The sequence below is a fragment of the Ewingella sp. S1.OA.A_B6 genome (assembly GCF_049889095.1).
GTDB lineage: Bacteria > Pseudomonadota > Gammaproteobacteria > Enterobacterales > Enterobacteriaceae > Ewingella.
In genome coordinates this window covers 234,793-259,718 of record NZ_JBLJFK010000001.1, presented here as the reverse complement: position 1 = coordinate 259,718, position 24,926 = coordinate 234,793, and the positions used below count along the sequence as shown (strand labels likewise).

Genomic DNA, 24,926 nt, shown 5'->3' with positions numbered 1-24,926 from the left:
AAAACGCCGACATGATGTCGGCGTTTTCTTTTCAGGCATGTAACCCGGAAAGCGTTAAAGGACTGACTCACTCGATTACTCTTCGCTGACCACTTTCTCAACCGCAGGTTTTTTACCCAGGTAGTTGTAAGCGACGAGTGCGGCGAAGATGGCAACAATCAGCACCATAATGGCCTCTTTCGACATAAAGCGTGCCAGATTGCCGAGCATAATGCCGATGACGCCGAAGTCCGCGTCAGAGAAGGTGGCGTTGGCGAAGCCCAGCGCGCCGAGTACCGGCAGCAACAGAACCGGCAGGAAGGTGATCAAAAGACCGTTAGCAAATGCACCAACCATGGCACCCCGGCGTCCTCCTGTAGCATTACCGAACACGCCCGCGGTAGCACCGGTGAAGAAGTGCGGCACGACACCTGGCAAAATCAGTACCATATGCATTTGGCCTAACAGGAACAGCCCGACCAGACCGCCGAGGAAACTGAACAGGAAACCGATCAGCACGGCATTAGGGGCATACGGATACACCACCGGGCAGTCCAGCGCAGGACGGGCGTTAGGCACCAGTTTCTCGGAGAAACCCACGAACGCTGGTACGATTTCAGCCAAAATCAGACGCACCCCCTGCAAGATAATAAATACACCTGCCGCAAAGGTAATTGCCATGATGATGGAGTACACCAGATAGTTCTGGCCCGCGCTGTAGGTTTGCTCAACAAAGATCTGACCGGCAAACACCGCCATAATCAAATAAATGATGATCATAGTCAGCGAAATGGAAATGGAACTGTCACGCAGGAAACTGAGGTTTTTCGGCAGATTCATCTCTTCCGTTGAGCGTGAACCTTTACCCACTTTGCTGCCGATCCAGCCAGCAAGCACGTAACCGATCGTGCCGAAATGGCCGAATGCCACATCATCACTGCCGGTAATTTTACGCATATACCGCTGAGCCAGCGCCGGGAAGAACGCCATAATAAGACCAAGCGTCAATGACCCAGTGAAGACTAACGCCACGTCTTCAAAACCTGCGACGGTCAGGATCACGCTGATCATACATGCCATGTAAAACGTATGATGGCCGGTTAAGAAAACATATTTCAAACGGGTGAAGCGAGCGACGATCAGGTTGGCCACCATACCGAAAGCCATGATTAACGCCGTCGGTGCACCGAATTTCTCCAGCGCAATAGAAACAATCGCTTCGTTATTCGGAATGATCCCCTGAATATTAAACGCATGTTCAAACATACCGCCTAAAGGGTTCAGTGCACCGACTAATACCGTCGCGCCTCCCGCCAGCACTAAAAATCCGAGTATGGTTTTTACAGTACCTTTGACCACATCAGAAAAATTTTTCTTTTGAGCCACCAAACCGATCAGAGCAATGAGCCCGACCAGAATCGAAGGCACTTTTAATATATCAACGACAAACTTGAGCGTTTCCTGGATAAACATATCCACCTCGTATTCTCCCCGCCATACTTCGAATTGCTAATTTGCTCTCGCAATCAAAATTACTTAAGGGATATATTAGTTTTATTAGTAAGGTTTTATTCAGCGCGGTTCAGGACACTGGGTATTTTGCGAAGTGGGCAACTAACTTAGTTTCCAGCTCATTGATATCAACAATGTTTGTAATGACGACTAACTGGTTTTCTGGAATATTGGCGCTGGCAGCAATATCTTTTGCCATCACGAACAGGTCAGCCTCACTGGGGATAGCCGAGGAAAGATCGGAATGCTCAACGTCAGCCTGAATGTTCAATTTTTTCAGCACTTTCTTGATATTCATTTCCACCATAAAGCTACTGCCTAAACCAGACCCGCAAATTGCCATGATTTTCATATTATTACCTGTTTTTTAAAAGTTTATAGAGTCGCGCATCAGAATAACTTTTGATGTATATTCCGGTTAACCGCTTCCCTGTTTAACTGACGCTATTCCATTGACTGATTCAGAAAGTTAGAATTTTGAGATAATATCCTGAATAGTTCTAATATTTTTTGCCTGATGTATTTTTTGCATCTCTTCTTCGTTTGAAAATAATTCCGCCAGTTCAGAAATCAATTCAATATGACTATGTTTATCGGGTGCGGCGAGCATCACCACGGTATAAACCGGATCATTATCTACTGAATTAAATTTAACGCCGTGTGGCAGAGTCAGCAACGATAAACCTAACGCGTTTGCGCCCTCTTCCGGCCGTGCGTGTGGCATGGCAATTCCCGGCGCCAGTACATAATACGGACCTAGTTTTTCATGCTGGGCAAAAATCGCCTGCACGTAGTCCGGCGCGATGATGCCTTTTTTCAACAACGGTGCAGCACTGGCCTGCACCGCATCTCGCCAGTCAGTGATGTCATGCCTGATATGAATATTTTCTGTTGTCAGCCAATTATTAAGCATTGCTACTCCTGACTATTCTTGTTCTGAGAATGTATTTTGATACGTCATCAGGCCCATCAGTTTGCCTCATCGTGAAGTAAAAACCGTCCCCTAACCTGTTAACGATCCAGACTCTACTAACCGATAGCGTTAACATCTGTGATACATATCACAAAGATAGCGCTACCAAAAACCTATTACTGGGTTCTGTGATAGCGCTATCAAAAATAGTCACGCTGCAGTATCGCCTGCCACACCCCACTGGAAATAAGGATATACTTTGACTGCGAATTGCCGATAATTCATCGCCTCGCCGCTGTTTTAGCTATTACTGTGCGCACAGTGCGCAATTGGATGCGCAATTGAGAGTCAGGATCAGGAATGTCGATTAACAAAAAACGACGCAGTACAGGAAGAGTAACGCTGGCCGATGTTGCATTGTTGGCGGGAGTCGGCAGCATGACTGTATCCCGGGCGTTGCGAACGCCCGAGCAGGTATCAGACAAACTGCGGGAGAAAATCGAAGAAGCCGTCAGCCAATTGGGGTATCTACCCAATCAAGCCGCCAGTTCACTGGCTTCAGCTTCGTCTTATACCATTGCGATGATTGTGCCAAGCTTGTCCGAATCAGGCTGTGCTGAAATGTTTGCCGGGTTACAGAAGATCCTGCAACCCGCAGGCTATCAAATCATGCTGGCCGAATCGCAGCACCGGATGGAGCGCGAAGAAAAGTTGCTGGAAACATTTCTATCGTACAACCTGGCAGCGGCAATTTTACTCAGCGTTGAGCACTCGCCTAACGTGCGCAACTGGCTGGACAATGCCTCAATACCCGTTTTGGAAATCGGTGCGCTGACCGAATCCCCCATCGACATGAACATTGGCATCGATAATGTTGAAGCGATGTATCAGCTGACTAAAACGGTGATTGATAAAGGCTATCAAAACATCGGTATGCTATGCGCCAATCAAGAACAGTGGATTTTCCAACAGCACCTGCAAGGCTGGCACAAAGCCATGCTGCGGTCGCACCGGTCGGTACACCGGGTCATTAACTCGGCTGAGCTGGCCAGTTTCTCAACCGGTGCGCGCCAGCTACCAGAGTTATTGCTTGCCTGGCCCGAACTGGATGCACTGGTGTGTGTGTCTGATGAGCTCGCCTGTGGCGTACTGTATGAATGCCAGCGTAGGCGCATCAAAGTACCAGACGATCTCGCCGTGGTAGGCTTTGGCAATGGCGACGTCAGTCGCGTCTGCCAGCCTCCGCTTACCACGATGGCCATTCCTCACAAAGAGATCGGCACGCGTGCGGCACAAGCTTTGCTGGCAAGAATTCACGATGAAGAGTGGGAGGAGGTGACGATTGCATCGTCATTGTGCCGACGAGACAGTTGCTGAGCGACAGCATTTTGAAAAAATCAGAACAGCGGGCGGCCTGAGCCACCCTCTGTTATTTTAGATCACAGGTCTATTTTAGATCACACTTCGCCAGGTTTTTTGTGTTCTTCACGGACGCCCATGGAAAAGGACGCGCTTTCAACCGGCAGAGGATCGCCAGGTAATATAGGTTCTTCACGCACCAGAGGCTTACCGTGTTCTTTCTCGTTATTACGCGTCATCCAAAGCGACAGCGCTTTAAGTGAGTCTGGGGTAAATTCGTCACAGCGTGCGGTGATCTCTTCCGGCGTCATCCAGCGGACTTCATCAATCTCTTCCTCCTGCAAAGCAAAAGGACCGTGCGATACGCAGCTAAATAGCGCACCCCACACGCGGCACTTATTCGGCTCTTCGAAATAGAACGTGCCATGTTCGGCAAAAGGCACACCCGCAATTCCCAGCTCCTCTTCCGCTTCACGACGCGCAGAGTCCAACACCACTTCGCCACGTTGCACTACACCACCCGCCGTGGCATCTAACCAACCGGGGAAGAAATCCTTGGTCTCGGTGCGCCGTTGCACCAGGATATTACCCATACCATCATGTACCACAATGTAGCTGGCACGATGGCGCAGGCATTGAGCTCGCATCTGCTGACGACTGGCCTGGGCAATAACCTCGTTTTCTTCATTGACGATATCAACCCACTCGCCGGTCTCGGTGTTCTGCTCTTGTTCCGCCATCCTATGAAACCTTCTCTTTGAGCGCAGGCTTTTGCGCAATTAATTGTTGTTCTGCCGGGAGAAAATTTATCACTTTTTCAAGACTGTCTATCGGTAAAAAAGCGCATGTTCGATGATTCTATCTGTCTCTATGGGTGGGCTTCAATAGCAACCGATGCGTTATCTCAATGTTAACCCTATGTCACCCATCAGGGGAAACCATCAGACTAGTCTCACTGTAATAATGGTGCTTAACGATTATGTTAACCTAAGGTCGTTTGATTTATGGCGGATAGAACCAAAAACTGCATAAAACTCCAATTTTCAATAAATTAAATGCATCCAGCCCTACCGATTGGGGGTCACATACCGACGGACAGAGAATTAAATAACGCAGGAGGCAATATGATTGATCTTTATTTCGCACCAACACCTAACGGTCACAAAATCACGCTCTTCCTTGAAGAAACCGGACTACCCTACCGTCTTCATCGTATTGATATCAGAACCGGTGATCAATTCAAACCCGAGTTTTTAGCTATCTCCCCTAACAACAAAATTCCGGCCATTGTTGACCACCAGCCAGTCGATGGAGGAGCCCCGATCAGCGTGTTTGAATCAGGTGCCATTTTGCAATATTTGGCAGAGAAAACCGGCAAACTGCTTAGTCTGGAATTGCGTGAACGCACCCTGACGCTGGAGTGGCTCTTCTGGCAAATGGCTGGGTTCGGTCCGATGCTGGGTCAGAATCACCACTTCAATCATTACGCCCCGCAGCCTGTGCCTTATGCCATCGAACGCTATCAGCAGGAGACCAAACGCTTGTACCGCGTCCTGAATACCCAGCTCGAGAAAAATGCCTACATAGCCGGAGAGAATTACAGTATTGCGGACATCGCTACCTATCCGTGGGTCGTCTCTCACGAACGCCAACGCATCGATCTGGCAGACTTCCCTGCCGTACGTAACTGGTTCGAACGCATCAAAAATCGCCCTGCGACTGAAAAAGCCTACGCTATCGCTGAACAAATATAAGCATCTCAGCTACTGACCTTCGCCGGAGATTTCTTGAGATGAGCGTACTTCTTCAAAATAAATACTGTGAGATGTGCTCTATATCGCGTGTTAAGCCGGTGGAGTCATCTATGCTGAAAAGAAGCGTTAGCGCATGCATTCAAACAGTTAAGGAGCCAGCCTATGCAAATCTTGATAACCGGCGCTACCGGTCTTATCGGACGCAGACTCACCGAACGCCTTCTTGGCCAGTCGCACCAGATCACCGCGCTGACCCGAACACCTGAAAGAGCCGCTAAAATCCTCGGTCCCGAAGTGCTACTGTGGAAAACGCTTGAGGATAAAACCTCGCTCGATGGCTTTGACGCCGTGATCAACCTCGCGGGAGAACCCATTGCCGACAAACGCTGGACCAAAGAGCAGAAACAGAAATTATGCGACAGCCGCTGGAAAGTAACCGAACAGCTGGCAACGCTGATCAATGCCAGCCAGAACCCGCCGCTGGTGTTTGTGTCCGGTTCAGCAGTGGGTTATTACGGCGATCAGGGACAAGCTTTGGTACCGGAGGACGAACCGCCTAACAAGCAGTTTACCTGGCAGCTTTGTGCCCGCTGGGAAGCGCTGGCATTGGCTGCTGAAAGTGACCGCACCCGCGTGTGCCTGCTGCGTACCGGTGTCGTACTGGCGAAGAAAGGCGGCGCGCTGGCAAAAATGGTTCTGCCATTTCGTGCGGGTCTCGGTGGTCCTTTAGGTAACGGCCAGCAGTATATGCCGTGGATCCATATCGACGACATGGTAAATGGCATCATTTTCCTGCTGATGCACGAAACGCTTAGCGGTCCCTTCAACATGGTTTCCCCCTACCCGGCACGTAACGAACAATTCAGCGCCCTGCTCGGCGAAGTCCTGCATCGTCCGGCCTTTATGCGCGTTCCTGCGGGGGTCGTTAGGCTATTGATGGGCGAATCAGCCGTTCTGGTGCTCGGCGGACAGCGGGCCGTACCACAACGGTTGGAAGATGCCGGGTTTGTATACAGTCATCAGGAGTTGAAAGAAGCACTGGAGGATGTACTCGAAGGGTGAACAGCGCGGTCTTTTATCCCGCTGAGTAAACTGCCCAAATCGGCTTTTATCTCTTCTCTTTTGATTTACATAGCCGCGAAGACGCAGTCAACAATAGAACCGCTTAAGATTTTTAGTCTGACGCCATACCGCGCGTCAGACTAAAGAATGGCAGAATAAAACCAGCAGATCACATTAGTTCCAGCGTTTATCTGCCCAGCTTTTTTGCTGCCATGGCGTGAGGAACGTCCAGGCCACAAAGCGGCTGATCTTATTGCCCTGCGTCATTTCAACGGTACGCACGTCGGTGGCTTCCAGTTCTTCCAGCGCCTCGTAAAGCAGTGGCAGCGTGGTTTTCTTCGAAATCAGAACGGTGAACCACAGGCAATTATTGCGTTTTTCAGCACTCTCTTCTGCCATACGCACGACGAAGGACTCTTCACCCCCTTCGCACCATAACTCGTTGTGCTGGCCGCCGAAGTTCAGTTCAGATTTGCCGGTACGGCGATCGATACCCAGATTCTGGCGCTTGCGTTGGCTGCTGCCTGCCGCTTCTTCCGCAGAACCGTGGAATGGCGGATTACACAGCACCGCATCATAACGCTCGTCGTGACGGATAATCGTGTCGAAAATACGCGGCGGTTTAGCCTGTAAACGGAAACGCACCTGGTTGGTCAACAGTGGATTGGTGGCAACAATCTTCTTCGCAGCTGCCATCGAAGTGGCATCAATCTCACTGGCGGTGAAGCGCCAACCATATTCGCGCAGGCCGATGATCGGATAAATGCAGTTAGCCCCTACGCCGATATCCAGAATGGCAATGTCTTTGCCTTTGGGGATTTCGCCCTGATTACTCCCAGCCAGTAAGTCGGCCAAATGGTGGACATAGTCCGCGCGGCCCGGAATTGGTGGGCAGAGGTAATCGGCCGGGATTTCCCAGTTTTCAATCTGATAGAAATGACGCAGCAAAGCGCGGTTCAACGCTTTGACCGCCTGAGGATCGGCAAAATCCACCGACAGATCGCCCCATTTGTTCTCAGAGACGAACGGCTCAAGCTCAGGACTGCTGATGATCAGGGCCGGGAAGTCATAGCGGCTGCGGTGGCGGTTGCGCGGATGCAGGCCGCTTTTTTCTTGCGGGAAGATTTTCTTGTTTTCCACCTGAATGACTCTCCGGAGTGTATTTATGAAAAAAATAATTTTGTAAATCGTATGGGATGATGAAACGACAGGCTTTACCAATGATAACCCGCCTGCCGTAATTTCTGGCGCGTAAGATAACACAAACCGCCCACCTCTGCCGGACACTGACTGGCAGAGGTGTAGAAAAACGGTTAACGTGCTAACCAACACGCCGCCTATCACGCCACAGAGGAACCCTATGAGCATAAAAGAACGTTATTATTATGAACCTTCCGCTGGCCACGGCCTGCCGCATGACCCGTTTAACGCCATCGTCGGTCCGCGCCCTATTGGTTGGATAGCCTCACGCAATACCGCAGGCCAGCGTAACCTCGCGCCCTACAGTTTCTTCAACGCATTTAATTATCATCCACCCATTATCGGTTTCGCCAGTTCCGGCTGGAAAGACAGTGTGGCAAACATCGTGGAAACCGGCGAATTCGTCTGGAACCTCACCACCCGTACGTTGCTGGAAAAAATGAACCAGAGCTCAGCCGCCCTGCCACACGGCAGCGATGAATTTGAATTTTCCGGTCTGACACCTCGCCCGGGCCGCATCGTCGCCGCAGATTGCGTCGCGGAAAGTCCGGTTAACTTCGAGTGCAAACTCACGCAGTGCATTCAGTTGCAAAGTGCCGCCGGAGAGAAAATCGATACCTGGCTGGTTCTCGGCGAAGTCGTCGCGGTACACATCGCACCGGATTTACTGATTGATGGGATTTACCAGACAGCTCTGGCTGAACCGGTGCTACGCGCTGGGGGTCCGACGGCCTACTACGGTATCTCAGAAGAGAATCGATTTGATCTCATTCGTCCTGATGTCCGCTAAGTATCGCCTTAAAAAAGGCGCAGGGATCGCCCCGCGCCCATTTCCATAACGGCGGTTACTTGCCTAAATACGTCTGCTCAACAAAATCGGCAAAATCCTGACACATCGCCTCATCGCCATCATTGCTGTCAGCCAATATGCGGTTGCCGTCCACCACGCGTATATGTACGTTGAGGTCAAAATCGGCCGCCCGCTGTTCACGCTTCGCCGCCTGTTTGATGGTTTCCTGTGCCTCCTCCCACGCGACGGCCACCGTCTGGTTACACACCTGCGCCAGATAATCCGGGTTGAAGCCTTCGCCGGTCAGGCTGCGCAAAGTATCGTCATGGCTAATGCTGTTGCCCGGCGACCAATAATGTTTCGCCAGATCCGGGCCGATAGCCGGGTTATCCGTCAGGTAACCATCGCGTTTCAGGAAGAAGGCGCGGGTCTGTTCCACCGCCATCAGTGCCAGCAGATAGCCCTGATAGGAGCAGGCGGAATCCATCGACAACAAATGAGGGATGGCCAACGTCGGGCGCGGGCTGCCGGTGACACCCAAAATGTGCGTTTCGACGTCGCGGGCCAGCGCCAGCATGGCTTCTGGGGTGCGTTTCTCATCAGGCCATTGATAAAGCTGCCATTCAAAATAAGGCACCAGTAAAATATGGCGTTCATTGAATGCACGCATCGGCTGACGGGCAACAATACTGTCGTGGATCAGCGTATCCGGCACCGGCTCGCCCTGGGCATTTTTGGCATAACGCTTCAACCAGTCTGCATCATCCAGCAGGCTGTCGCAGAACATCGACTGCGTTTCCGCATAAGCCATTGAGGTCGGCGGGAACTCCTGCGAAAAACAAGGGGCATTTTGTCGAACATTAGCAAAATGCGCCGCATGCCCCCCTTCGTGGAACAGAGTATTCAACCCGCTGGACCCACTGCCTACCTGATCCGGTTTCGCCAGACTGGTGAAATTGATCACACCGGGAACCCATTGACCCTGATCATAAAATGCCGGCACCGGGCTGTGCATAAAGCCGTTCTCATACTTGCCCTCGCGCACCAGCAAATCGAGCTGCATATCCGCTCCGTTGAAGCCAATGTTCAGGCGTTTGAAACTGTCGAGCCAGCGGCGCAGTGAATCGGCAAACGGAAAGTAAGGATCGAGCTGGCGGGTCACGTCGCCTGCGCTGGCAAAACGGATATTCCACGGCAGCAATGCCGCATCCCCCTCCCGCGCCACCAGTTGATTGAGGCTGCGCACATTGCCTTCACGGGTCTGCTCTTCGAAGCGGTCAAGAATGGCGAACAGTTGTTCCGGCGTCATACGCTCAGTTTTGTTCACCTTGTAATCGAAATAGTTACGGAAGCCTAACTGACGCGCAAAGCGATTGCGCAGTCCGATGAGCTCTGGTAAGCCGCTGTGCAGCAGCCACTCTTCCTGTTCCCGCAGGGCAATCTGCGAACTGCGGCGGTAAGATTCATTTTCATTAGTCGCCTGATTGGTCAGCAGCTCACCCAACGAGGCGTTAACGCGCTCTCCTTTGGCATTGATATGGGTCAGACGATGCTGTTTACGTTTGGCGTACAGGGCAGACTCTGCCTGAATAATCTCATCCAGTAGCGCTTGTGCTTTGGGGTCTTCGATCGCATTGCAGTTAAAGAAACGATACCAGCCTTGCAGGCCGTGCAGCAGCGTTTTACCTGTGTCGTCGAGGGTCTGTTTTTCCAATCCTGCAATCAATTCACGCAGTTCACTCAGACGGGAAGGTTCGGAAATAAAACGTTTATAGGCGGTTTCGGCTGCTGAGAATTCAGCCGACACATTCTCATCGCCGGTGCCCATATAATTTTGCCAGAACAAGTTTTCTTTGGCTTTGTGGACGTTGAGGTAATCGTGATTCAGGGCGTTAAAATAGTCTTGAGGCTTTTGCATGCAGTCTTCTCTACTGAAAGTTAACGAGATTATGCATTGAGTGTAAAGTGAGGTAGCGGTTCTGTCGATGTAACAAAACCGCTTAATGTGCTGACGAGGTAATCCGCAGGAAAATTAGTTTTTCTTCACAAACTCGGATTTCAGTTTCATCTGCCCAAAACCATCAATTTTACAATCGATGTTGTGGTCGCCTTCGCATAAACGGATACCTTTTACTTTGGTGCCAATCTTCAGCATCGAAGAGCTGCCTTTAACTTTCAGGTCTTTAATGACAGTAACTGAATCGCCATCCACCAGCACATTACCGTTAGCATCGACCACCACCAGCGCGTCATCCTGAGCTTCGGAATCGCCTTCCAGTGACCAGACATGTCCACATTCAGGACAATTCAGCATCGCACCATCCTGCCAGGTGAATTCAGAACTACAGCTTGGGCATTTAGGTAACTGTTCCATGTACAAACCTCGTTAAATTGTTTTTAAAAAAATTAATTAAATCAGGGTATAAAGTTTTAATACTGGGTATTTTACCTTTTAATACGCAGTTTTGATAGGTAGCGACCTAATTTCGCTTTTCAATTCAAAATATAATTCAACTTCAACTTCAACTTCAACTTCAACTTCAACTTCAAGACCTTGGGTTGCCACCCAAACCTGCCTTTACATTCAATTTCAAGGTCCAGACCTTGGGTTGCCACCCAAACAGGCCTCAAGGGTGGCTTATCGCCACCACCCTTGAGAATCCCGGGCTCTTTTAAAAACAGCAGCTGCGCGGGTCACAATGGCCGTGTTTCAGGTATCACAGCGACAGCCGCAAAATGCCGCCACTTAGGCGGTACCCTCACTTCAGGTTCGGACCTGCTCGCAATAAACCCGCTCACAGTTTCTCACCGTTCGTTCGGCGTCATTTTTGAATGCGGCCCAAACTTTTTAAAACCGCACTGGGTTTGCTCCTTCACCTCTCACGAGGGGAAGGCGGGGATGGGGTGTGGGTTTGGAATGTTGAAGAAGCCTCGGCCGCGTTCAAAACGACGTCGAATAAGAGGTGGAAAACCGCGCGGTAGTTTGCGCGGGTTGTAACCCGCAATGAGAAAACCGCGCAGCGGCGGAGTTTGCGGCTATCGCGTTGGTGCCTGAAACACGTCCATCCTGATTCAGCGATAGCGCGCAGTGAAAGAGCCGGAGATTCTAAAGAGGAGCGGCGATAGGCGCCTCTTTAGGCCAGTTTGGGTGGCAACCCAAGGTCTTGATGTTGAATTTAAAAAGCGAGTTCGGAACGCATTCCGAAACTCGCCGGTGTGGGCCGATGCCCACGACCTTGAACTTGAATTGAAATTGAATTTGAAATTGAAATTGAAATTTTACTCAGGCTTTTCCAAAAGCCTAAAACACCTGCTCCACGAGCATCCGCGCTTGCGCAATATCTGGCGAGATCTCAGCCGCCACCAGGCAACAAATCAACTGATTAATGATCGCCTCCGGGATAGCCCGTTGCCCGGTCAGACACTCTTGGGTGAAGGCCACGGTGGCGGCAACGTCTTTTGATGCAGGTAGATCGACGTTCTCGAACTCCCGCTTATCTGCGAGGGTCTCCTGCGCACCGTTGGCGATCAGATAGACTGGCGGGCTGCGCAGCGGGTTGGCGTAGACTTCGCCTTCTGTCCCTTGCGAAAGCAAAGCACGTCCATCGACCTGGCTGAAGAACGACGAGACTTTCTGAATATATTCAGGGTGCGACACGCTGGACAGACGCAGCGATGCTTGTCCGGCAAAAGGCGTGATCAGTTTTGCCAGCGTATGACTGCTGTTGCGCACACCCATTTCCCAGCGTAGCGCAAGCTGCCTGTCTATCGGTGCACAGAGCACCGATATCGGAACGAACACCGGCACACGACCTTCATCAAGCTGCTGTTGTGCCTGCTCTTGGTTTTGCACCGCCCCGACGCCCAGCGAGCGGAAGATCTCAGCGCTGGTGATCCGCGTAGGGTCTTCATCCACGCCGTGAACCAGCACCGGAAGGCCAAGTTTACAGAGCAACATCGCCAACAGTGGCGTCAGGTTGGCCTGCTTACGAGCCCCATTATAAGTGGGGATCACCACCGGCATCGGGCGTTCTGCCGGGGCCTGAAGCCGCATCACCTGCTCCTCCATCGCCTGATAAAACCCCAGCATTTCCTCTTCAGACTCACCTTTAATGCGCAGGGCAATCAGCAGAGCACCGAGCTGCAAATCAGGCACCGCACCCGCCAGCATGTCACGGTAGAGCGCCAGCGCCTGGTCACGATCCAGATCGCGGGCGTGGTTCTTCCCGCGCCCCACTTCTTTGATAAACTTGGTGTAGTCCATTGCCCCGCCATTAATCAATATCGAATACTGCCAGCATAACTCAGCTGCCCACCAGGGAAAACGGCCTGCACGGGCTCATTTATGCGAATTGGCCTTAGCCATGCTTTTCGCCAGCCTGCTTTGTGGGCCTTGATGTTCACGCAAGCCCTGAATGACACCGCTGACATCTTCCGTCGTGCGGTTCTGGCTCAGTTTCCACTTACCTTCTGTCTTGCGCGCTATCAACTCGATGCCGACGATACCTTTAAGCTGCGCAGCAATGAAGTTTTCCGGCGCGTCACTGACTGACCACGGCTCGCGCTGCCCGCCCTCATGCACCGTAGTGAGTTCATGCAGCAAGGTGAGCAGCCAGTCACTGCTGTCGATAAGGGTCGCCTCGCCGCTCACTTGCACGGTGATGTAATTCCAGGTCGGCACCGTTTTCCCACCATTGTGTTTTTTCGACGGATACCATGACGGCGAGATATAGCCCTCTTCGCCCTGAAACACCACCATGCACTGACCGTCAACCGCCAGAGATTTCCACTGCGCATTGGCGCGCGAGAGGTGCGCGCGCAGGATCAGTTGCCCTGCGGCATCGATGTCGACTAAAAAAGGAACAGGATTGGCTTCGAAGCCGTCAGGCCCGTGGGTGATCAGCAATCCCAGTGGATACTGGCGGATAAGCTCCGCCTGCGCCTGGGTATCGTCTTGTTTAAATACAGCGGGTAAATACATCGGGGTCGTTCCTCGTTCGTCCTTTATCTGAGGTTTATTGATAATGGACGAACGAGGCTGAGTAAAGAGTCAAAAGAAGGTAACTTCATGCATACAGTTCGAAAATTTACTTTGCCTTACGGCGGCGCTTCACAGTCTTGGTGACACTTTTGAGCGGATCGGGGCGTTTTACTGAACCCGGCTCTGGCATTTCCCGGTGCTCAATAGGGAATATTGGCAACGCCGCCAGCAGGCGTGAACCGTAATTTTTAGTGATTAACCGACGGTCATAAATCACGATTTCGCCACGGCATTCATGACTGCGGATCAGCCGCCCAACTTGCTGTATCAGGTTGAACGACGCACTCGGCAGGCTTTGCACTTCGAACGGATAACGTTTCAGCGTTTTCAGCCATTCACCTTCGGTCAGGATGACCGGGCTGTCGATGGGTGGAAAAGCGATTTTGTGAATGTGAACCTGCGTCAGCAGATCGCCTTTTAGATCCAGCCCTTCGGCAAAAGATTGCAGGCCAATCAACACACTGGTACTGCCCGCGCCTACCCGTCTGCGATGCTCTTCTACCAGCCGGTAACGCGGCTGATCGCCCTGCACCAATAGCATCAGGCGCAAATCAGGCAGCAGGCTGACGAACTGTTGCAGCGCCCGGTTACTGGCGAACAGCACCAGTTGGCCTCTATGCTGTCCTTTTGCCAGTTCGGCGCGGAAGAAATCAGCCATTTCAGCCAGATGCGCCGCTTCGTTAGCCATCAGCGGTTCATTTTTCATCTGAGGAATAACCAGTTTCCCCTGTTCGATATGATTGAACGGTGAGTCTAAACTAACAAAGCGGTCACCGGCTTTCTCATTCAGACCGCTCATCTCCTGCAGGCGGGAAAAACTGTTGAGCGAACGCAGCGTGGCGGAGGTGATAACCACATGCGGCACCTTGCGCCACAGCAGTTTCTCCAGCTGTTCACTGACGCGGATGCCCACGCAGTGGAAAATCAGATGGCTCTGGTTATCGACATAGCGGCGCGTGACCCATTTGCCGATCGGCGCATTGGAGGCTTTCTCCATCGCCGCCAGCTTCCACAGTTTGCTCATGGTTTCGAGGTAACCTTGCATGCGGCTCATGTGCAGAATGGCGCGGTGCAGACGCATAATGTCGTGCTTGCCGGTCTTTTCGCTCAGATCGTTAACCATGTACTCCGCCAGGCTACGCAGGCCGTCGGTCAGTTTGAAAAGGCGGGCACAGAGTTCGGTAAGTTCCGGTGGCAGGGCGCCCATTTCAAAACGATATTCCGCTTCCGGCACATCCGGCGGCAGAAACTGACTCACCTGCTGCTCTATCAACAACAACAGCTCGCGCATTTCGCCACAGTGCGAGTGCAGACGTTCAGCATGAGTCAGCGACGGCGGATTTTTCGGCGTAAACAGCGCCAGGCACTGTTCAATCTGGCGGACAAAATTATCAAGTTGCAGATGATTCCACACCGCGCCGATCTCCGCCTCGACTTCAAGTGCATCACGGGCCACGTCGGGCAGATGATGACCTTCATCCAGCACCAGCAATAAATCTTTTGCCGGCGGAAGCACAGATTCTGACTCCAGAGCAGCCATCACCAGCGCGTGGTTGGTCACCACCACATCGGCGCTTTCAATTTCTTTGCGCGCCACGAAGTATGGACAGTCTTTGAAGTAATGGCAGTTGCGCCCGAGGCAGTTGGCTTTATCAGTGCTGATTTTGGCCCACAGCGGATCCTGAATGGTCAACTTATAGTGATCGCGCAGACCGTCCCACTCGTAGCGGGCCAGTGCGGTTTCCAGCGTTTTCGACAGTTTCTGCTCTTCACCGCTCGAAGGGGCCAGTTCCTCCCCCAGAAAAAGACCGAGATCGCCCTGCGCATTCTCATTGCTGATCATCGACAGGTTGCGCGGGCAGACATATCGGCCACGGCCAAAAGCGCCTGTGAATTTTAAATCTGGAATGATCTTCTTCAGCAACGGTAAATCTTTGCTGAAAATCTGATCTTGCAACGCCACGTTGGCGGTACTGACAATCAGCGGTTTCTCCTCCTCGCGGCTGACAGCAATGCCGGGGATCAAATAAGACAGCGTTTTGCCGACGCCGGTCGGTGCCTCAATCGCCAAATGGCGTGCGGAATCACCGGAGAATGCCTTCGCAACCTCAGCAATCATCTGACGCTGCGGTGCGCGTGAAATAAAGTCAGGGATTTGCTGTTGCAGGGCTTTGTACCACTGGCTTATCTGATCTTTAACTGCGGGGGAAAGCGCCATTCATCTCTTATAAATTTTGTTTTTGAGGAGCATCTGGCGTTCATTGTCACACAGACCGGCCTGCGACGCAGCCCGAAATCGTTGTGACTGAATCAAATCGCATCATTCATTTATCAAATAAAAAGAAAGTTCATTTCTAATTGTCATAAATTGATCACATATGTACGGTAAAAAACCCTCGCTGAGAAAATTTCGAGCTCATACGAAATGCACAGCAAAATGATGAATAGCGTCTTTCTACAAGACTTCATATAAAGCTTTCCAACCAAAGCTTTTAATAAAGAATGCAGGGTAAAAATTCATGAAACGTAATATTCTGGCACTTTTAATTCCTGGTCTGTTGATTGCATCAGGCGCACATGCAGCAGAAGTTTATAATAAAGACGGCAACAAACTTGATCTGTACGGGAAAGTAAAAGGTCTGCATTATTTCACTGATGCTCCCGGCAATGATGGTGACCAGAGTTATGTGCGTTTCGGTTTTAAAGGTCAGACGCAAATTAACGATCTGATCACCGGTTACGGTCAGTGGGAATATAACGTCCAGGCAAACCACGCAGAGTCAGACAGTAAAACGCCAAGCACCACCGGCACCAAAACCCGTCTGGGCTTTGCGGGTCTGAAATTCGGTCAGTACGGTTCATTCGATTACGGCCGTAACTACGGCGCACTGTATGACGTCGAAGCCTGGACCGATATGTTCCCTGAGTTCGGTGGCGACGGCTACACCAAGGCTGACCGCTTCATGACGGGCCGTACCAACGGTGTGGCTACTTACCGTAACCGCGGCTTCTTCGGTCTGGTTGATGGCCTGAATGTGGCTGCTCAGTACCAGGGTAAAAACGAAGATGACGGGCGTAGTAACAGCACGGCGAACGGCGACGGCTATGCTCTTTCTACCACGTACGCTCTGGGTGATACCGGCGTGAGCGTCGGTGGCGCTTATGCATCATCTGACCGTACTACCGGCCAAAGCACCTCGGCCTACGGTAAAGGTGATAAAGCTGACGCCTGGACTGGCGGCATGAAATATGATGCCAACGGTGTTTATTTAGCCGCTATGTATGCTGAAACTCGCAACATGATCGCCATCACCGTCCCTGCTGGCATTACAGGCGCACCGGCTGGAAGCGGTTTTGCTAATAAAACGCAGACGGTTGAAGCGGTGGCACAGTATCAGTTCGACTTCGGTCTGCGCCCTTCCCTGGGTTATGTACAGACCAAAGGCAAAGATATCGAAGGTATCGGCGATGTTGACCTGGTTAAATACTTCGACGTTGGCGCAACCTATTATTTCAACAAAAATATGTCAACCTATATAGATTATAAAATCAACCAATTGGGCGACAATAACAAACTGGGTCTGAATAACGACGACGTTACTGCTGTTGGTTTGGTTTATCAGTTCTGATTTAAGTAAAATAAACACCTCATTGTTATTTTGTGTCTTTGATTATTTAGCCGGACTCACCCTCCGGCTTTTTTCTTTTTGTCCTTTCCCTGCATCTTTTTCCATTCTTTCGGCATATGTCTCTTAACTGGCCTTTTCCCCTTTCGTAGTTTGCTGAATCTGCTAAAGTTTTATACCTGTCATACTTCAAGTTGCAGAGGCGTTGGCTGCGTTTACTCACCCGAATCACTTACTTTAGTAAGCTCATCAGGATTCTCTCACTTGCCGCCTTCCTGCAACTCGAACTATCTTGGGTATAGACATTTTTATGATTGAGCATTTTTCCTTACATTAAAAAGGTGATAGTGAATGAATAAGATGACGCTTTGTACCACCAGTGCATTAATCATGCTGGCTCTGACAGGTTGTGCGCAGCAAAAAACAGATGCTCAACAAAAGCTTAACGATCAATCTGTGATGGCGCTGAACTGGTTCCAGCAGTCTGGTGAGTACCAGGCGCTAACCTATCAGGCATTCAATATGGCCACTGTGGCGTTTGATAATGCCAAGCCTCTCGACGGTAAACCCAAAGCCGTAGTCGTTGATCTCGACGAAACGATGATCGACAACAGCGCCTACAGCGCATGGCAGGTGAAAGCCAACCAGCCGTTCGACAGCAAAACCTGGTCTGAATGGACTTCGGCCAAGCAGGCTCTGGCAGTTCCGGGCGCGGTTAATTTTGCTAATTATGTGAATTCACACGGCGGCACAATGTTCTACGTGTCTAACCGCAAAACCAGCGAATATGCCGCTACCATGGAAAACCTCAACCACCTCGGCTTCACCGGCGTAAATGAAAAAACCCTGTTATTGAGCAGCAATACGTCCAATAAACAGACACGCTTCGATTCAATTAAAGCAGCTGGTTACAATATTGTTCTCTACGCCGGAGACAATCTGAATGATTTTGGCTCGGCCACTTATCACAAAGACAATACCCAGCGCCGCGCCTTCGTAAACCAGAACCACAGCCAGTTCGGCACGCAGTACATCGTATTGCCAAACCCGCTGTACGGTGACTGGGAGAGTGGCCTCGCGGCGGAGTACAACAAGCTGACGCCGGAGCAAAAACTTAAGGTTCGTGAGAGTAACCTACAGGCATGGAGTGGGAAATAAGGTTTTAAGCGCTTTAAAAAGCTAAGCAAACTTTTTAAGGTCAAGGTCAAGGTCGTGGGCACCGGCCCACTCCGGGGTAAGGGGATTGAAACGAATCCCCTTACCAATCCCGCGTTTTATTCACTCCATTGCTACGCAAGTCACAATGGCCGTGTTTCAGGTACTTCCGTTATAGCCGCAAAATACCGCCGCATTGCGGTTCCTTCATTTCGGGTTCGGACCAGCTCGAAAAAACACTCTCGCCGTTTCTCATCGTTCACTCGACGTCGTTTTGAACGCGTCCCACTCTTTTTTAAAACCGAACTGGGTTTGCTCCTTCCCCTCTCACGAGGGGAAGGCCGGGATGGGGTGTAGCTTCAGGTACTGGATCGCCTGCCAACCCCCTCCCAACCTCCCCCTTGGCAGGGGGAGGAGCTAAATCACAGCATGGTCTGAACCTTCCACCTCTAACTAGGCGGCATTTTTGAATGCGGCCGGAGCATCTAGGTCAAATACGTGTCTGGGTTTTTACTTTATCTTTGCCATTAACATCTAAATTTTTCGCAAAACAGACGGCTTCTGTTTTGCCTTTATACTGGCCGTAGTTCTCAATCTCCTGATAACCGCGAGCTAGATAAAAACCCACAGCCCGCCTATTTACGCGCCGGGTTTCCAGCCAGATTTGCTGATATCCCAACTGACAGGCATGAAACTCAAGATGATGCAGTATTGAGGTTCCTAACCCTGGATACTCAGGTTGGGCATACATCCGCTTCAGCTCTGCAACACCGCTTTCAAGCTTACGCAGCGCACCACATCCCACAGCAATACCCTTGTTATCACGGGCGATCACAAAACAGGATCCCACCTCATTCATTTCCTGCGCTGAAAAAGATGAGACACCGCTGTCGCCAGTGATTTGCTGTAAACAGTCAGAGAGAAAATCTAATAAACGTGTAGCATCTTTACTGGCAATATCCGCCAATTCGATCTTGAATTCTCCTGACACGTATTACTCCAGAACCTTAAACATCACAGTCGTTGACTCCAGCTCACCAGCGGTGGACATCGCATAGTGGGGAATTCGCCCCGAAATCTCATACCCCAGCGAAGTGTAAAGCCCTTCGGCTGCGCCACCGGAAATGGTGTCCAGTACCAACAGCGTTTTACCTGCGCCACGCGCCATCGCCTCGATGGCAGTCATCAATGAACGGGCGATGCCCAGACGGCGGGCTTGAGGGTGAACCATTAGTTTATTCACATCAGCACGGTGAATACCGTTGGCAGGCTGGCTGACGGCAAGTTGCACTGTGCCCACAATCTTGCCGTTCAGCCGCGCCACCAGCAAACGGCGCTCTCCTGAACGGAATGCAGGAATGAGTTTCTGCCAAAACACCAGCGCCTGCGGGTGTCCGAAAGGCGGAATAAAACCGATACTCGCCCCCTGCGCTACCGCCTGATCCAGCGTTTCAGCCAGTTGATTCAGGTCATCGGCGCTGAGTTCGCCATCAAACACTTCGGTCACAACCACTTCATTTTTTTTCGACATGCTGCTTATCCTTGGGATCAATGACTTGAGTGAATAGTTACGGCGGAATCAGGGCCGGGAGATGGCGATAACGTAATGCGCGTCGTTCGACCCAGGAACGTGAAATGATGACGGGCCGAACAGGTGGAAGCGCAGGCTGTCACCCTTTTCCAGCCGGAAATGGCGCTGATCGAGTGTCAGTTCCAGCACGCCATCAAGCAGCCAGATATGTTGCTCCAGGCCAGCCACCGGCGGTGAATCATAGGAGATTGTCGCACCGGCTTTAAGCTTCCCAGCCATCAGTTCGGCACGAAAGCCGTGAGCCGGCGGAGAAACCGAACGTCTTTCGAAACCTGTTTCCGTATCCCGCCATACCGACTGCTGCCCGTGGCGGATAAGCTCTGGCGGGTTATCCTCCAGCGCCATCAACAGGCGGGAAGTGGTTAACCCATAAGCTGCGCTGAGTTTGCCGAGCAGTGAGGCGGTCGGGCTGTTCTCCCCGCGCTCAATGCGTGAAAGCGTCGCCCGGCTGATACCGGTCTGCGCCGACAACACGTCCAGCGACCATCCCTGGTTTATCCGCAAACCCGCCAGTCTTTCCGCCAACCGCATGTCATCATTTATATGTTCGTCTTCCAAGGGTTCCCACTCCAAATCAAATCTCAATAAAGAGAACTTATTCCGTATTTGAGAATAAAACAACAGGATTTTGATCGTAAAACCGCCAGCCCATCCATCACCTAAAAACCCTCTATTCCATTTTTGACCTTCAAAATGTCCAGGCCGCATTCAAAAATGACGCCGAGCAAACGGTGAGCGAGTTTATTGCGAGCGGGCCCGAACCAGAAATGAGCACACCGCCTAAGCGACGCCCTTTGTTCGGTGTGGCCGACGCCCACGACCTTGAAGTTGAGGTTGAAGTTGAAGTTGAATCTAAAACGACCTCTGACCGCCGCCCCTAACTTGTACAAGAACAATAAACTTGTACAAGTTTATTCATACCAGCTAGAGTAAACATTAACGATATGAATATTTCGGAAAACTTATGTCCCAGTACAGCATCGGAGAGGTAGCCCGCATTTGTGGTATCAATCCCGTCACCCTGCGCGCATGGCAGCGCCGCTATGGCCTGCTTAAACCTCAGCGCAGCGAAGGCGGACACCGGCTGTTTGATGACAGCGACCTCGACACCATCCGCATCATTTTGTCGTGGATCAATCGTGGCGTGCCGGTCGGACAGGTAAAAGCCCTGCTGGAGGGTAAAGTTGAAGCTGTACCGAGTGGTTGGTCGCAGTCGGAGCATCGCCTGCTGGCCGCATTGCAAAATAGCAGTATGCATAAAGTCCGTCAGTTGCTCAGCGAACTGGGCCGCGATTACCCGGCGACTGCGCTGGTCAATAACGTGTTGCGTCCGCTGCGCGCCCGGCTCAGCTCGGGTGGCCCGTCATTGATGCTGCTGCGCAATTTGCTGGACGGCATCCTGATTGAACACGCCGTGATGTGCCTGAATGCAGCGCGTAAAAAACCCGGTGTGCGGGTGGTGCTGTTGGGATGGGGCCAGATGGACAACACTGAGCTCTGGCTTGAAGCCATTATTCGCAGTGGAGAAGAAGGTGTGCAAATTGACGTGCTGCCGCAACCGCTTGAAGAACCACATTTAGATAATATTCGCGCGCACCAGATTCTCTTGTGGTCCGAAGGGCGCCTGACGCGCTTGCAGAAAAATAAATTGGCACAGTGGTACGCGCAGGGTCTACCGATCGGCCTGCTAGGAAGCGCTGCGCTACTGACTGAATCATCCCTCCGTTCGGGAGAAGACCATGACCTACAGCACTGCTGATCTCGACAACTCAATGGAGACTCTTGAGCGACTGGCTGATTTTTATCGTCATCTCGATGACAGTCAGCTGCCTCGGTTATCGCAAATTTATCATCCGCAGATTGAATTTATTGACCCCGTCGGTCAGCACAACGGCGTGGATGCGTTGGAACATTATTTCCGGCAGTTGCTCAAAAGCGTGAACTATTGCCGGTTTGATGTTCAGCACATACAGCGGTATGGCAGCGAAGCCACGCTGTTATGGCGTATGGATTATTCCCATCCTTCGCTTAAAAAGGGGCAAGACCTGTCCCTGGATGGTATCAGCTATTTGCGACAGGCCAGCGGCATGATTATTTACCAGCGCGATTATTACGATATGGGTGCCATGTTGTACGAGCACGTTCCGCTGCTGGGAACGGCAGTCAAAGCCTTGAAGGCGAGGTTAACATCATGAGTCATGTATTGATCACCGGTGCCAGTTCCGGCATCGGCAAGCAATTGGCGCTAGACTATGCCGCCGATGGTTGGAAAGTCACCGCCTGCGGGCGTGATCCTGCCAAACTTGAGGCCCTGAGCATCGCCAACCCGACCATCAACACCCTGACTTTCGATATGACCGACCTGGCGCTAACCCGTGAGTCACTGGCATGGGTTCAGGCTGATGTCATTATTTTATGCGCCGGAACCTGTGAATATCTGGACAACGGCGTGGTGGATGCCGAGAAAGTGTTGCGGGTAATGAACACCAATGTGATTGGCCCTATCAACTGCCTTGACGCGTTACTGCCGGGTTTGCAAACCGGCGCACGGGTGGTGTTGGTCGGGTCGACCGCTTCACTGGTGCCGTTACCACGGGCGGAAGCCTATGGCGCATCCAAAGCTGCGTTAGCCTATTTCGCACGCTCTTTGGCGCTTGACCTGGCTCCGCGTGGGATCCGCGTTTCATTTGTGATGCCCGGCTTTGTTAAAACGCCGCTGACAGAGCGCAATGATTTCCCGATGCCGATGATGGTCACCGTCGAGAAAGCCTCTAAATATATCCGTGATGGGCTGGCACGCGGCGCAAGTGAAATTGCGTTCCCACCGCTGTTTGCCCTGTTACTAAAAACGATCGCCCTGCTGCCTCTGGCATTGCAGAAACGACTGACCCAACGGTTGGTGAGGTAACCGTATTATGAAGATTGCCATTATCGGCAGCGGTATTTCCGGCCTGAGCTGCGCCTGGATGTTATCCCGCCAATCGCCCGACGGCACCATCACCGTGTTTGAAGCTGGCGAAACCCTCGGCGGCCATACGGCAACGGTAGATATTTCCCTTGATGGACGCGACTACGCCATCGATACCGGATTTATTGTCTACAACTCGAGAACTTACCCGCACTTCATCGCCCTGCTCAAAGAGTTAGGTTTGCAGGGGCAGCCGACCGAGATGAGCTTTTCGGTACGTAATCCACAAAGTGGAATGGAGTATAACGGCCATACGCTGAATACGCTTTTTGCCCAGCGCCGCAACTTTTTCAAACCAAAATTCTGGCGTTTCCTGCGCGAGATTTTACGTTTCAATGCCCTGTGTAAACAGCGTCTGCAGAGCCCAAACAATGATGAAATGACGCTTGGCAATCTGCTGGAGCAGAATCATTTTTCTGAGTTCTTCACCCTACACTATGTGCTGCCAATGGGCGCGGCTATCTGGTCATCTTCGCTGGGAGAGATGAGTGAGTTTCCCCTGTCGATGTTTTTGCGATTCTTCGACAATCACGGCCTGCTCGACGTCGCTAACCGCCCGCAGTGGATGGTAGTACCCGGCGGCTCGCGGGAGTACATCCGCCAGATGCAGAAAAAACTCCCCGCCAGCGTTGAATTACTTACCTCAACACCGGTACAAAACGTGCTCCGTGACGCAGGTGGGGTGACATTACAGACTTCACGTGGTGCCGAGCATTTCGATCAGGTGATTTTCGCCTGCCATTCGGATCAGGCGCTGGCGCTGCTGGGCAGGAACGCCAGCGACGACGAAAAAGAGATTCTCGGCGCACTACCCTATCAGTCCAATGAGGTGATTCTGCACACCGATACCCGCCATCTGCCACAGCAGAGACGGGCGTGGGCCAGCTGGAATTATCTGTTGCCGGTCGAAGATCCGCAGGTCCGTGAACGCCAGGCTAACGTCACCTACAACATGAATATTTTGCAAGGTCTGGATTCACCGCATACCTTCTGTGTGTCACTGAACCCAACCACACCGGTGGACGAGAGCAAAATCCTGTTCCGCACGCATTACATGCACCCGGTGCTTAACCTCGCCAGCCACCGTGCTCAACGGCAACGCGGCAGGATCAACGGCCATCACCATAGTTGGTTCTGCGGTGCTTACTGGTACAACGGCTTTCATGAAGACGGCGTCAACAGCGCCCGCGACGTCGTAGAGCAATTACTGAAAAATGCCGCTCATCTGCGTCAACCTGAGACTGAACAGGGGATGCCATGAACAGTACGTTGTACGTCGGCGGGGTACGTCATCGCCGGTTCACGCCGGTGGAACACCATTTCGACTATGCGATTTTTATGCCTCTCATCGATCTCGATGAGCTGGATCAGTTGCATCAGGTCGGGATCCGGCTGGAGAAGTTTTCCGCCGCCAGCTTCCGGCGCAGCGATTATCTGGGGGGAGGTGACATCAAAACCAAAGCGCAGGATCGTATTGCCGAGCTTACCGGCGACCGGCTAACCGGCCGGGTGATGCTGTTATGCCAGCTGCGTTATTTCGGTCTCTATTTCAATCCTGTCAATTTTTACTACCTTTATGACAGCGACGACGTATTACGCTGGATGTTAACCGAGGTGCGCAATACACCATGGAACGAACGCCACACTTACGCGGTACTGCCAGATGGCAGCCAGCCGGTCGCTAAAGCGTTTCATGTTTCCCCCTTCAACCCGATGGACATGGTGTATCACTGGCAGTTGACACCACCCGGTAAACAGTTGCGTGTTCATATAGAGAACCACCGCAAAACGCGAGAGTTCGATGCCACGCTGACGCTTAAAGCCCAGCCCCTGACCCGCCAGACCTTGCGCAAGCAACTCTGCCGACTGCCTTTGATGACCGTTAAAACTGCCGTCACCATTTACTGGCAGGCGGTCAAACTGTGGCTCAAACGCGCGCCTATTTATCCTCACCCTCCAGTTGATAAGGACTGACG

The 24,926-nt window shown here is 51.7% G+C and carries 24 protein-coding genes; 11 read left to right on the top strand and 13 right to left on the bottom strand.

The annotated features are described in order from the left end of the window. Positions 1–75: 75 nt before the first annotated feature. The 3 genes from ACMV8I_RS01275 to ACMV8I_RS01265 form a co-directional block, all read right to left on the bottom strand. A complete protein-coding gene (locus tag ACMV8I_RS01275; RefSeq protein ID WP_498864684.1) occupies positions 76–1,452 on the bottom strand; it encodes a PTS ascorbate transporter subunit IIC in 1,377 nt (458 codons plus the stop codon). 109 nt (positions 1,453–1,561) lie between these two features. Next, positions 1,562–1,843 (bottom strand): PTS sugar transporter subunit IIB, encoded by a 282-nt coding sequence (locus ACMV8I_RS01270; protein WP_498863425.1) that lies wholly within the window; start codon positions 1,841–1,843, stop codon positions 1,562–1,564. Between the two features lie 117 nt (positions 1,844–1,960). Next, positions 1,961–2,404 (bottom strand): PTS sugar transporter subunit IIA, encoded by a 444-nt coding sequence (locus ACMV8I_RS01265; RefSeq protein WP_498863424.1) that lies wholly within the window; start codon positions 2,402–2,404, stop codon positions 1,961–1,963. Between the two features lie 360 nt (positions 2,405–2,764). On the opposite strand from ACMV8I_RS01265, the gene ACMV8I_RS01260 reads away from it, so the two are divergent. Further along, positions 2,765–3,781 carry a LacI family DNA-binding transcriptional regulator gene (locus tag ACMV8I_RS01260; RefSeq protein WP_498863423.1) on the top strand — a complete coding sequence of 339 codons (1,017 nt, stop codon included), beginning with the start codon at positions 2,765–2,767 and terminating at the stop codon, positions 3,779–3,781. Positions 3,782–3,861: 80 nt separating this feature from the next. Here ACMV8I_RS01260 and yfcD read toward each other — a convergent pair whose 3' ends face one another. Beyond that, positions 3,862–4,503: an NUDIX hydrolase YfcD gene (gene yfcD / locus ACMV8I_RS01255; protein WP_498863422.1), complete on the bottom strand. Its 642-nt coding sequence runs from the start codon at positions 4,501–4,503 to the stop codon at positions 3,862–3,864. 384 nt (positions 4,504–4,887) lie between these two features. On the opposite strand from yfcD, the gene yfcG reads away from it, so the two are divergent. Further along, positions 4,888–5,517: a GSH-dependent disulfide bond oxidoreductase gene (gene yfcG, locus ACMV8I_RS01250; protein WP_498863421.1), complete on the top strand. Its 630-nt coding sequence runs from the start codon at positions 4,888–4,890 to the stop codon at positions 5,515–5,517. A 162-nt stretch (positions 5,518–5,679) separates the two neighbouring features. Continuing rightward, the gene (locus ACMV8I_RS01245) at positions 5,680–6,579 is read left to right on the top strand and encodes a TIGR01777 family oxidoreductase (RefSeq protein ID WP_498863420.1); all 900 of its coding nucleotides are present in this window, start codon (positions 5,680–5,682) and stop codon (positions 6,577–6,579) included. Between the two features lie 174 nt (positions 6,580–6,753). On the opposite strand, the gene rlmF is transcribed toward ACMV8I_RS01245, so the two are convergent. After that, entirely contained in the window at positions 6,754–7,719 is a 966-nt protein-coding gene (gene rlmF, locus ACMV8I_RS01240; protein ID WP_498863419.1) for a 23S rRNA (adenine(1618)-N(6))-methyltransferase RlmF, read from the bottom strand. 220 nt (positions 7,720–7,939) lie between these two features. Here rlmF and ACMV8I_RS01235 point away from each other — a divergent pair, with 220 nt between their 5' ends. Then, positions 7,940–8,569 (top strand): flavin reductase family protein, encoded by a 630-nt coding sequence (locus ACMV8I_RS01235; protein ID WP_498863418.1) that lies wholly within the window; start codon positions 7,940–7,942, stop codon positions 8,567–8,569. A gap of 55 nt (positions 8,570–8,624) precedes the next feature. On the opposite strand, the gene ACMV8I_RS01230 is transcribed toward ACMV8I_RS01235, so the two are convergent. The 5 genes from ACMV8I_RS01230 to dinG form a co-directional block, all read right to left on the bottom strand. Continuing rightward, positions 8,625–10,487: a M3 family metallopeptidase gene (locus ACMV8I_RS01230; protein WP_498863417.1), complete on the bottom strand. Its 1,863-nt coding sequence runs from the start codon at positions 10,485–10,487 to the stop codon at positions 8,625–8,627. Positions 10,488–10,601: 114 nt separating this feature from the next. After that, entirely contained in the window at positions 10,602–10,943 is a 342-nt protein-coding gene (locus tag ACMV8I_RS01225; protein WP_498863416.1) for a zinc ribbon domain-containing protein YjdM, read from the bottom strand. Positions 10,944–11,870: 927 nt separating this feature from the next. Then, a complete protein-coding gene (gene ybiB, locus ACMV8I_RS01220) occupies positions 11,871–12,833 on the bottom strand; it encodes a DNA-binding protein YbiB (RefSeq protein WP_498863415.1) in 963 nt (320 codons plus the stop codon). Positions 12,834–12,908: 75 nt separating this feature from the next. After that, entirely contained in the window at positions 12,909–13,550 is a 642-nt protein-coding gene (locus ACMV8I_RS01215) for an FMN-binding negative transcriptional regulator (RefSeq protein ID WP_498863414.1), read from the bottom strand. 106 nt (positions 13,551–13,656) lie between these two features. Beyond that, on the bottom strand, positions 13,657–15,828 hold the full coding sequence (gene dinG / locus ACMV8I_RS01210; RefSeq protein WP_498863413.1) for an ATP-dependent DNA helicase DinG: 2,172 nt from the start codon (positions 15,826–15,828) through the stop codon (positions 13,657–13,659). A gap of 301 nt (positions 15,829–16,129) precedes the next feature. Between dinG and ompC the strand changes: the two genes are divergently transcribed. Then, positions 16,130–17,239 carry a porin OmpC gene (gene ompC / locus ACMV8I_RS01205; protein WP_498863412.1) on the top strand — a complete coding sequence of 370 codons (1,110 nt, stop codon included), beginning with the start codon at positions 16,130–16,132 and terminating at the stop codon, positions 17,237–17,239. Positions 17,240–17,587: 348 nt separating this feature from the next. Then, a complete protein-coding gene (locus ACMV8I_RS01200) occupies positions 17,588–18,394 on the top strand; it encodes a 5'-nucleotidase, lipoprotein e(P4) family (protein ID WP_498863411.1) in 807 nt (268 codons plus the stop codon). A 487-nt stretch (positions 18,395–18,881) separates the two neighbouring features. On the opposite strand, the gene ACMV8I_RS01195 is transcribed toward ACMV8I_RS01200, so the two are convergent. The 3 genes from ACMV8I_RS01195 to ACMV8I_RS01185 are packed head-to-tail and all read right to left on the bottom strand — an operon-like array spanning position 18,882 to position 20,513. After that, positions 18,882–19,382, bottom strand: a complete 501-nt coding sequence (locus ACMV8I_RS01195) for a GNAT family N-acetyltransferase (protein ID WP_498863410.1) — start codon at positions 19,380–19,382, stop codon at positions 18,882–18,884. Positions 19,383–19,385: 3 nt separating this feature from the next. After that, positions 19,386–19,922 carry a GNAT family N-acetyltransferase gene (locus ACMV8I_RS01190; RefSeq protein WP_498863409.1) on the bottom strand — a complete coding sequence of 179 codons (537 nt, stop codon included), beginning with the start codon at positions 19,920–19,922 and terminating at the stop codon, positions 19,386–19,388. Between the two features lie 48 nt (positions 19,923–19,970). Further along, positions 19,971–20,513 (bottom strand): helix-turn-helix domain-containing protein, encoded by a 543-nt coding sequence (locus ACMV8I_RS01185; protein WP_498864683.1) that lies wholly within the window; start codon positions 20,511–20,513, stop codon positions 19,971–19,973. A gap of 433 nt (positions 20,514–20,946) precedes the next feature. On the opposite strand from ACMV8I_RS01185, the gene ACMV8I_RS01180 reads away from it, so the two are divergent. The 5 genes from ACMV8I_RS01180 to ACMV8I_RS01160 are packed head-to-tail and all read left to right on the top strand — an operon-like array spanning position 20,947 to position 24,924. Next, complete coding sequence (locus ACMV8I_RS01180; protein WP_498863408.1) at positions 20,947–21,741, top strand: MerR family transcriptional regulator; 795 nt, start codon at positions 20,947–20,949, stop codon at positions 21,739–21,741. Next, the gene (locus ACMV8I_RS01175; protein WP_498863407.1) at positions 21,722–22,177 is read left to right on the top strand and encodes a nuclear transport factor 2 family protein; all 456 of its coding nucleotides are present in this window, start codon (positions 21,722–21,724) and stop codon (positions 22,175–22,177) included. The genes ACMV8I_RS01180 and ACMV8I_RS01175 overlap by 20 nt, the downstream gene beginning before the upstream one ends. Next, the gene (locus tag ACMV8I_RS01170) at positions 22,174–22,890 is read left to right on the top strand and encodes an SDR family NAD(P)-dependent oxidoreductase (protein ID WP_498863406.1); all 717 of its coding nucleotides are present in this window, start codon (positions 22,174–22,176) and stop codon (positions 22,888–22,890) included. The genes ACMV8I_RS01175 and ACMV8I_RS01170 overlap by 4 nt, the downstream gene beginning before the upstream one ends. 7 nt (positions 22,891–22,897) lie before the next feature. After that, entirely contained in the window at positions 22,898–24,211 is a 1,314-nt protein-coding gene (locus tag ACMV8I_RS01165) for an NAD(P)/FAD-dependent oxidoreductase (RefSeq protein WP_498863405.1), read from the top strand. After that, on the top strand, positions 24,208–24,924 hold the full coding sequence (locus ACMV8I_RS01160) for a DUF1365 domain-containing protein (protein ID WP_498863404.1): 717 nt from the start codon (positions 24,208–24,210) through the stop codon (positions 24,922–24,924). The genes ACMV8I_RS01165 and ACMV8I_RS01160 overlap by 4 nt, the downstream gene beginning before the upstream one ends. Positions 24,925–24,926 lie beyond the last annotated feature (2 nt).

Excerpts from the sequence above, each read along its gene's own strand:
- ACMV8I_RS01265 (WP_498863424.1), bottom strand. The coding sequence starts at position 2,404 with ATGCTTAATAATTGGCTGACAACAGAAAATATTCATATCAGGCATGAC.
- ACMV8I_RS01165 (WP_498863405.1), top strand. The coding sequence starts at position 22,898 with ATGAAGATTGCCATTATCGGCAGCGGTATTTCCGGCCTGAGCTGCGCC.
- ybiB (WP_498863415.1), bottom strand. The coding sequence starts at position 12,833 with ATGGACTACACCAAGTTTATCAAAGAAGTGGGGCGCGGGAAGAACCAC.
- yfcG (WP_498863421.1), top strand. The coding sequence starts at position 4,888 with ATGATTGATCTTTATTTCGCACCAACACCTAACGGTCACAAAATCACG.
- ACMV8I_RS01180 (WP_498863408.1), top strand. The coding sequence starts at position 20,947 with ATGTCCCAGTACAGCATCGGAGAGGTAGCCCGCATTTGTGGTATCAAT.
- ACMV8I_RS01225 (WP_498863416.1), bottom strand. The coding sequence starts at position 10,943 with ATGGAACAGTTACCTAAATGCCCAAGCTGTAGTTCTGAATTCACCTGG.
- ACMV8I_RS01275 (WP_498864684.1), bottom strand. The coding sequence starts at position 1,452 with ATGTTTATCCAGGAAACGCTCAAGTTTGTCGTTGATATATTAAAAGTG.
- ACMV8I_RS01160 (WP_498863404.1), top strand. The coding sequence starts at position 24,208 with ATGAACAGTACGTTGTACGTCGGCGGGGTACGTCATCGCCGGTTCACG.
- ompC (WP_498863412.1), top strand. The coding sequence starts at position 16,130 with ATGAAACGTAATATTCTGGCACTTTTAATTCCTGGTCTGTTGATTGCA.
- ACMV8I_RS01170 (WP_498863406.1), top strand. The coding sequence starts at position 22,174 with ATGAGTCATGTATTGATCACCGGTGCCAGTTCCGGCATCGGCAAGCAA.
- ACMV8I_RS01230 (WP_498863417.1), bottom strand. The coding sequence starts at position 10,487 with ATGCAAAAGCCTCAAGACTATTTTAACGCCCTGAATCACGATTACCTC.
- ACMV8I_RS01270 (WP_498863425.1), bottom strand. The coding sequence starts at position 1,843 with ATGAAAATCATGGCAATTTGCGGGTCTGGTTTAGGCAGTAGCTTTATG.
- ACMV8I_RS01185 (WP_498864683.1), bottom strand. The coding sequence starts at position 20,513 with ATGCGGTTGGCGGAAAGACTGGCGGGTTTGCGGATAAACCAGGGATGG.
- ACMV8I_RS01215 (WP_498863414.1), bottom strand. The coding sequence starts at position 13,550 with ATGTATTTACCCGCTGTATTTAAACAAGACGATACCCAGGCGCAGGCG.
- ACMV8I_RS01245 (WP_498863420.1), top strand. The coding sequence starts at position 5,680 with ATGCAAATCTTGATAACCGGCGCTACCGGTCTTATCGGACGCAGACTC.
- ACMV8I_RS01175 (WP_498863407.1), top strand. The coding sequence starts at position 21,722 with ATGACCTACAGCACTGCTGATCTCGACAACTCAATGGAGACTCTTGAG.
- ACMV8I_RS01190 (WP_498863409.1), bottom strand. The coding sequence starts at position 19,922 with ATGTCGAAAAAAAATGAAGTGGTTGTGACCGAAGTGTTTGATGGCGAA.
- ACMV8I_RS01235 (WP_498863418.1), top strand. The coding sequence starts at position 7,940 with ATGAGCATAAAAGAACGTTATTATTATGAACCTTCCGCTGGCCACGGC.
- dinG (WP_498863413.1), bottom strand. The coding sequence starts at position 15,828 with ATGGCGCTTTCCCCCGCAGTTAAAGATCAGATAAGCCAGTGGTACAAA.
- ACMV8I_RS01200 (WP_498863411.1), top strand. The coding sequence starts at position 17,588 with ATGAATAAGATGACGCTTTGTACCACCAGTGCATTAATCATGCTGGCT.
- ACMV8I_RS01260 (WP_498863423.1), top strand. The coding sequence starts at position 2,765 with ATGTCGATTAACAAAAAACGACGCAGTACAGGAAGAGTAACGCTGGCC.
- yfcD (WP_498863422.1), bottom strand. The coding sequence starts at position 4,503 with ATGGCGGAACAAGAGCAGAACACCGAGACCGGCGAGTGGGTTGATATC.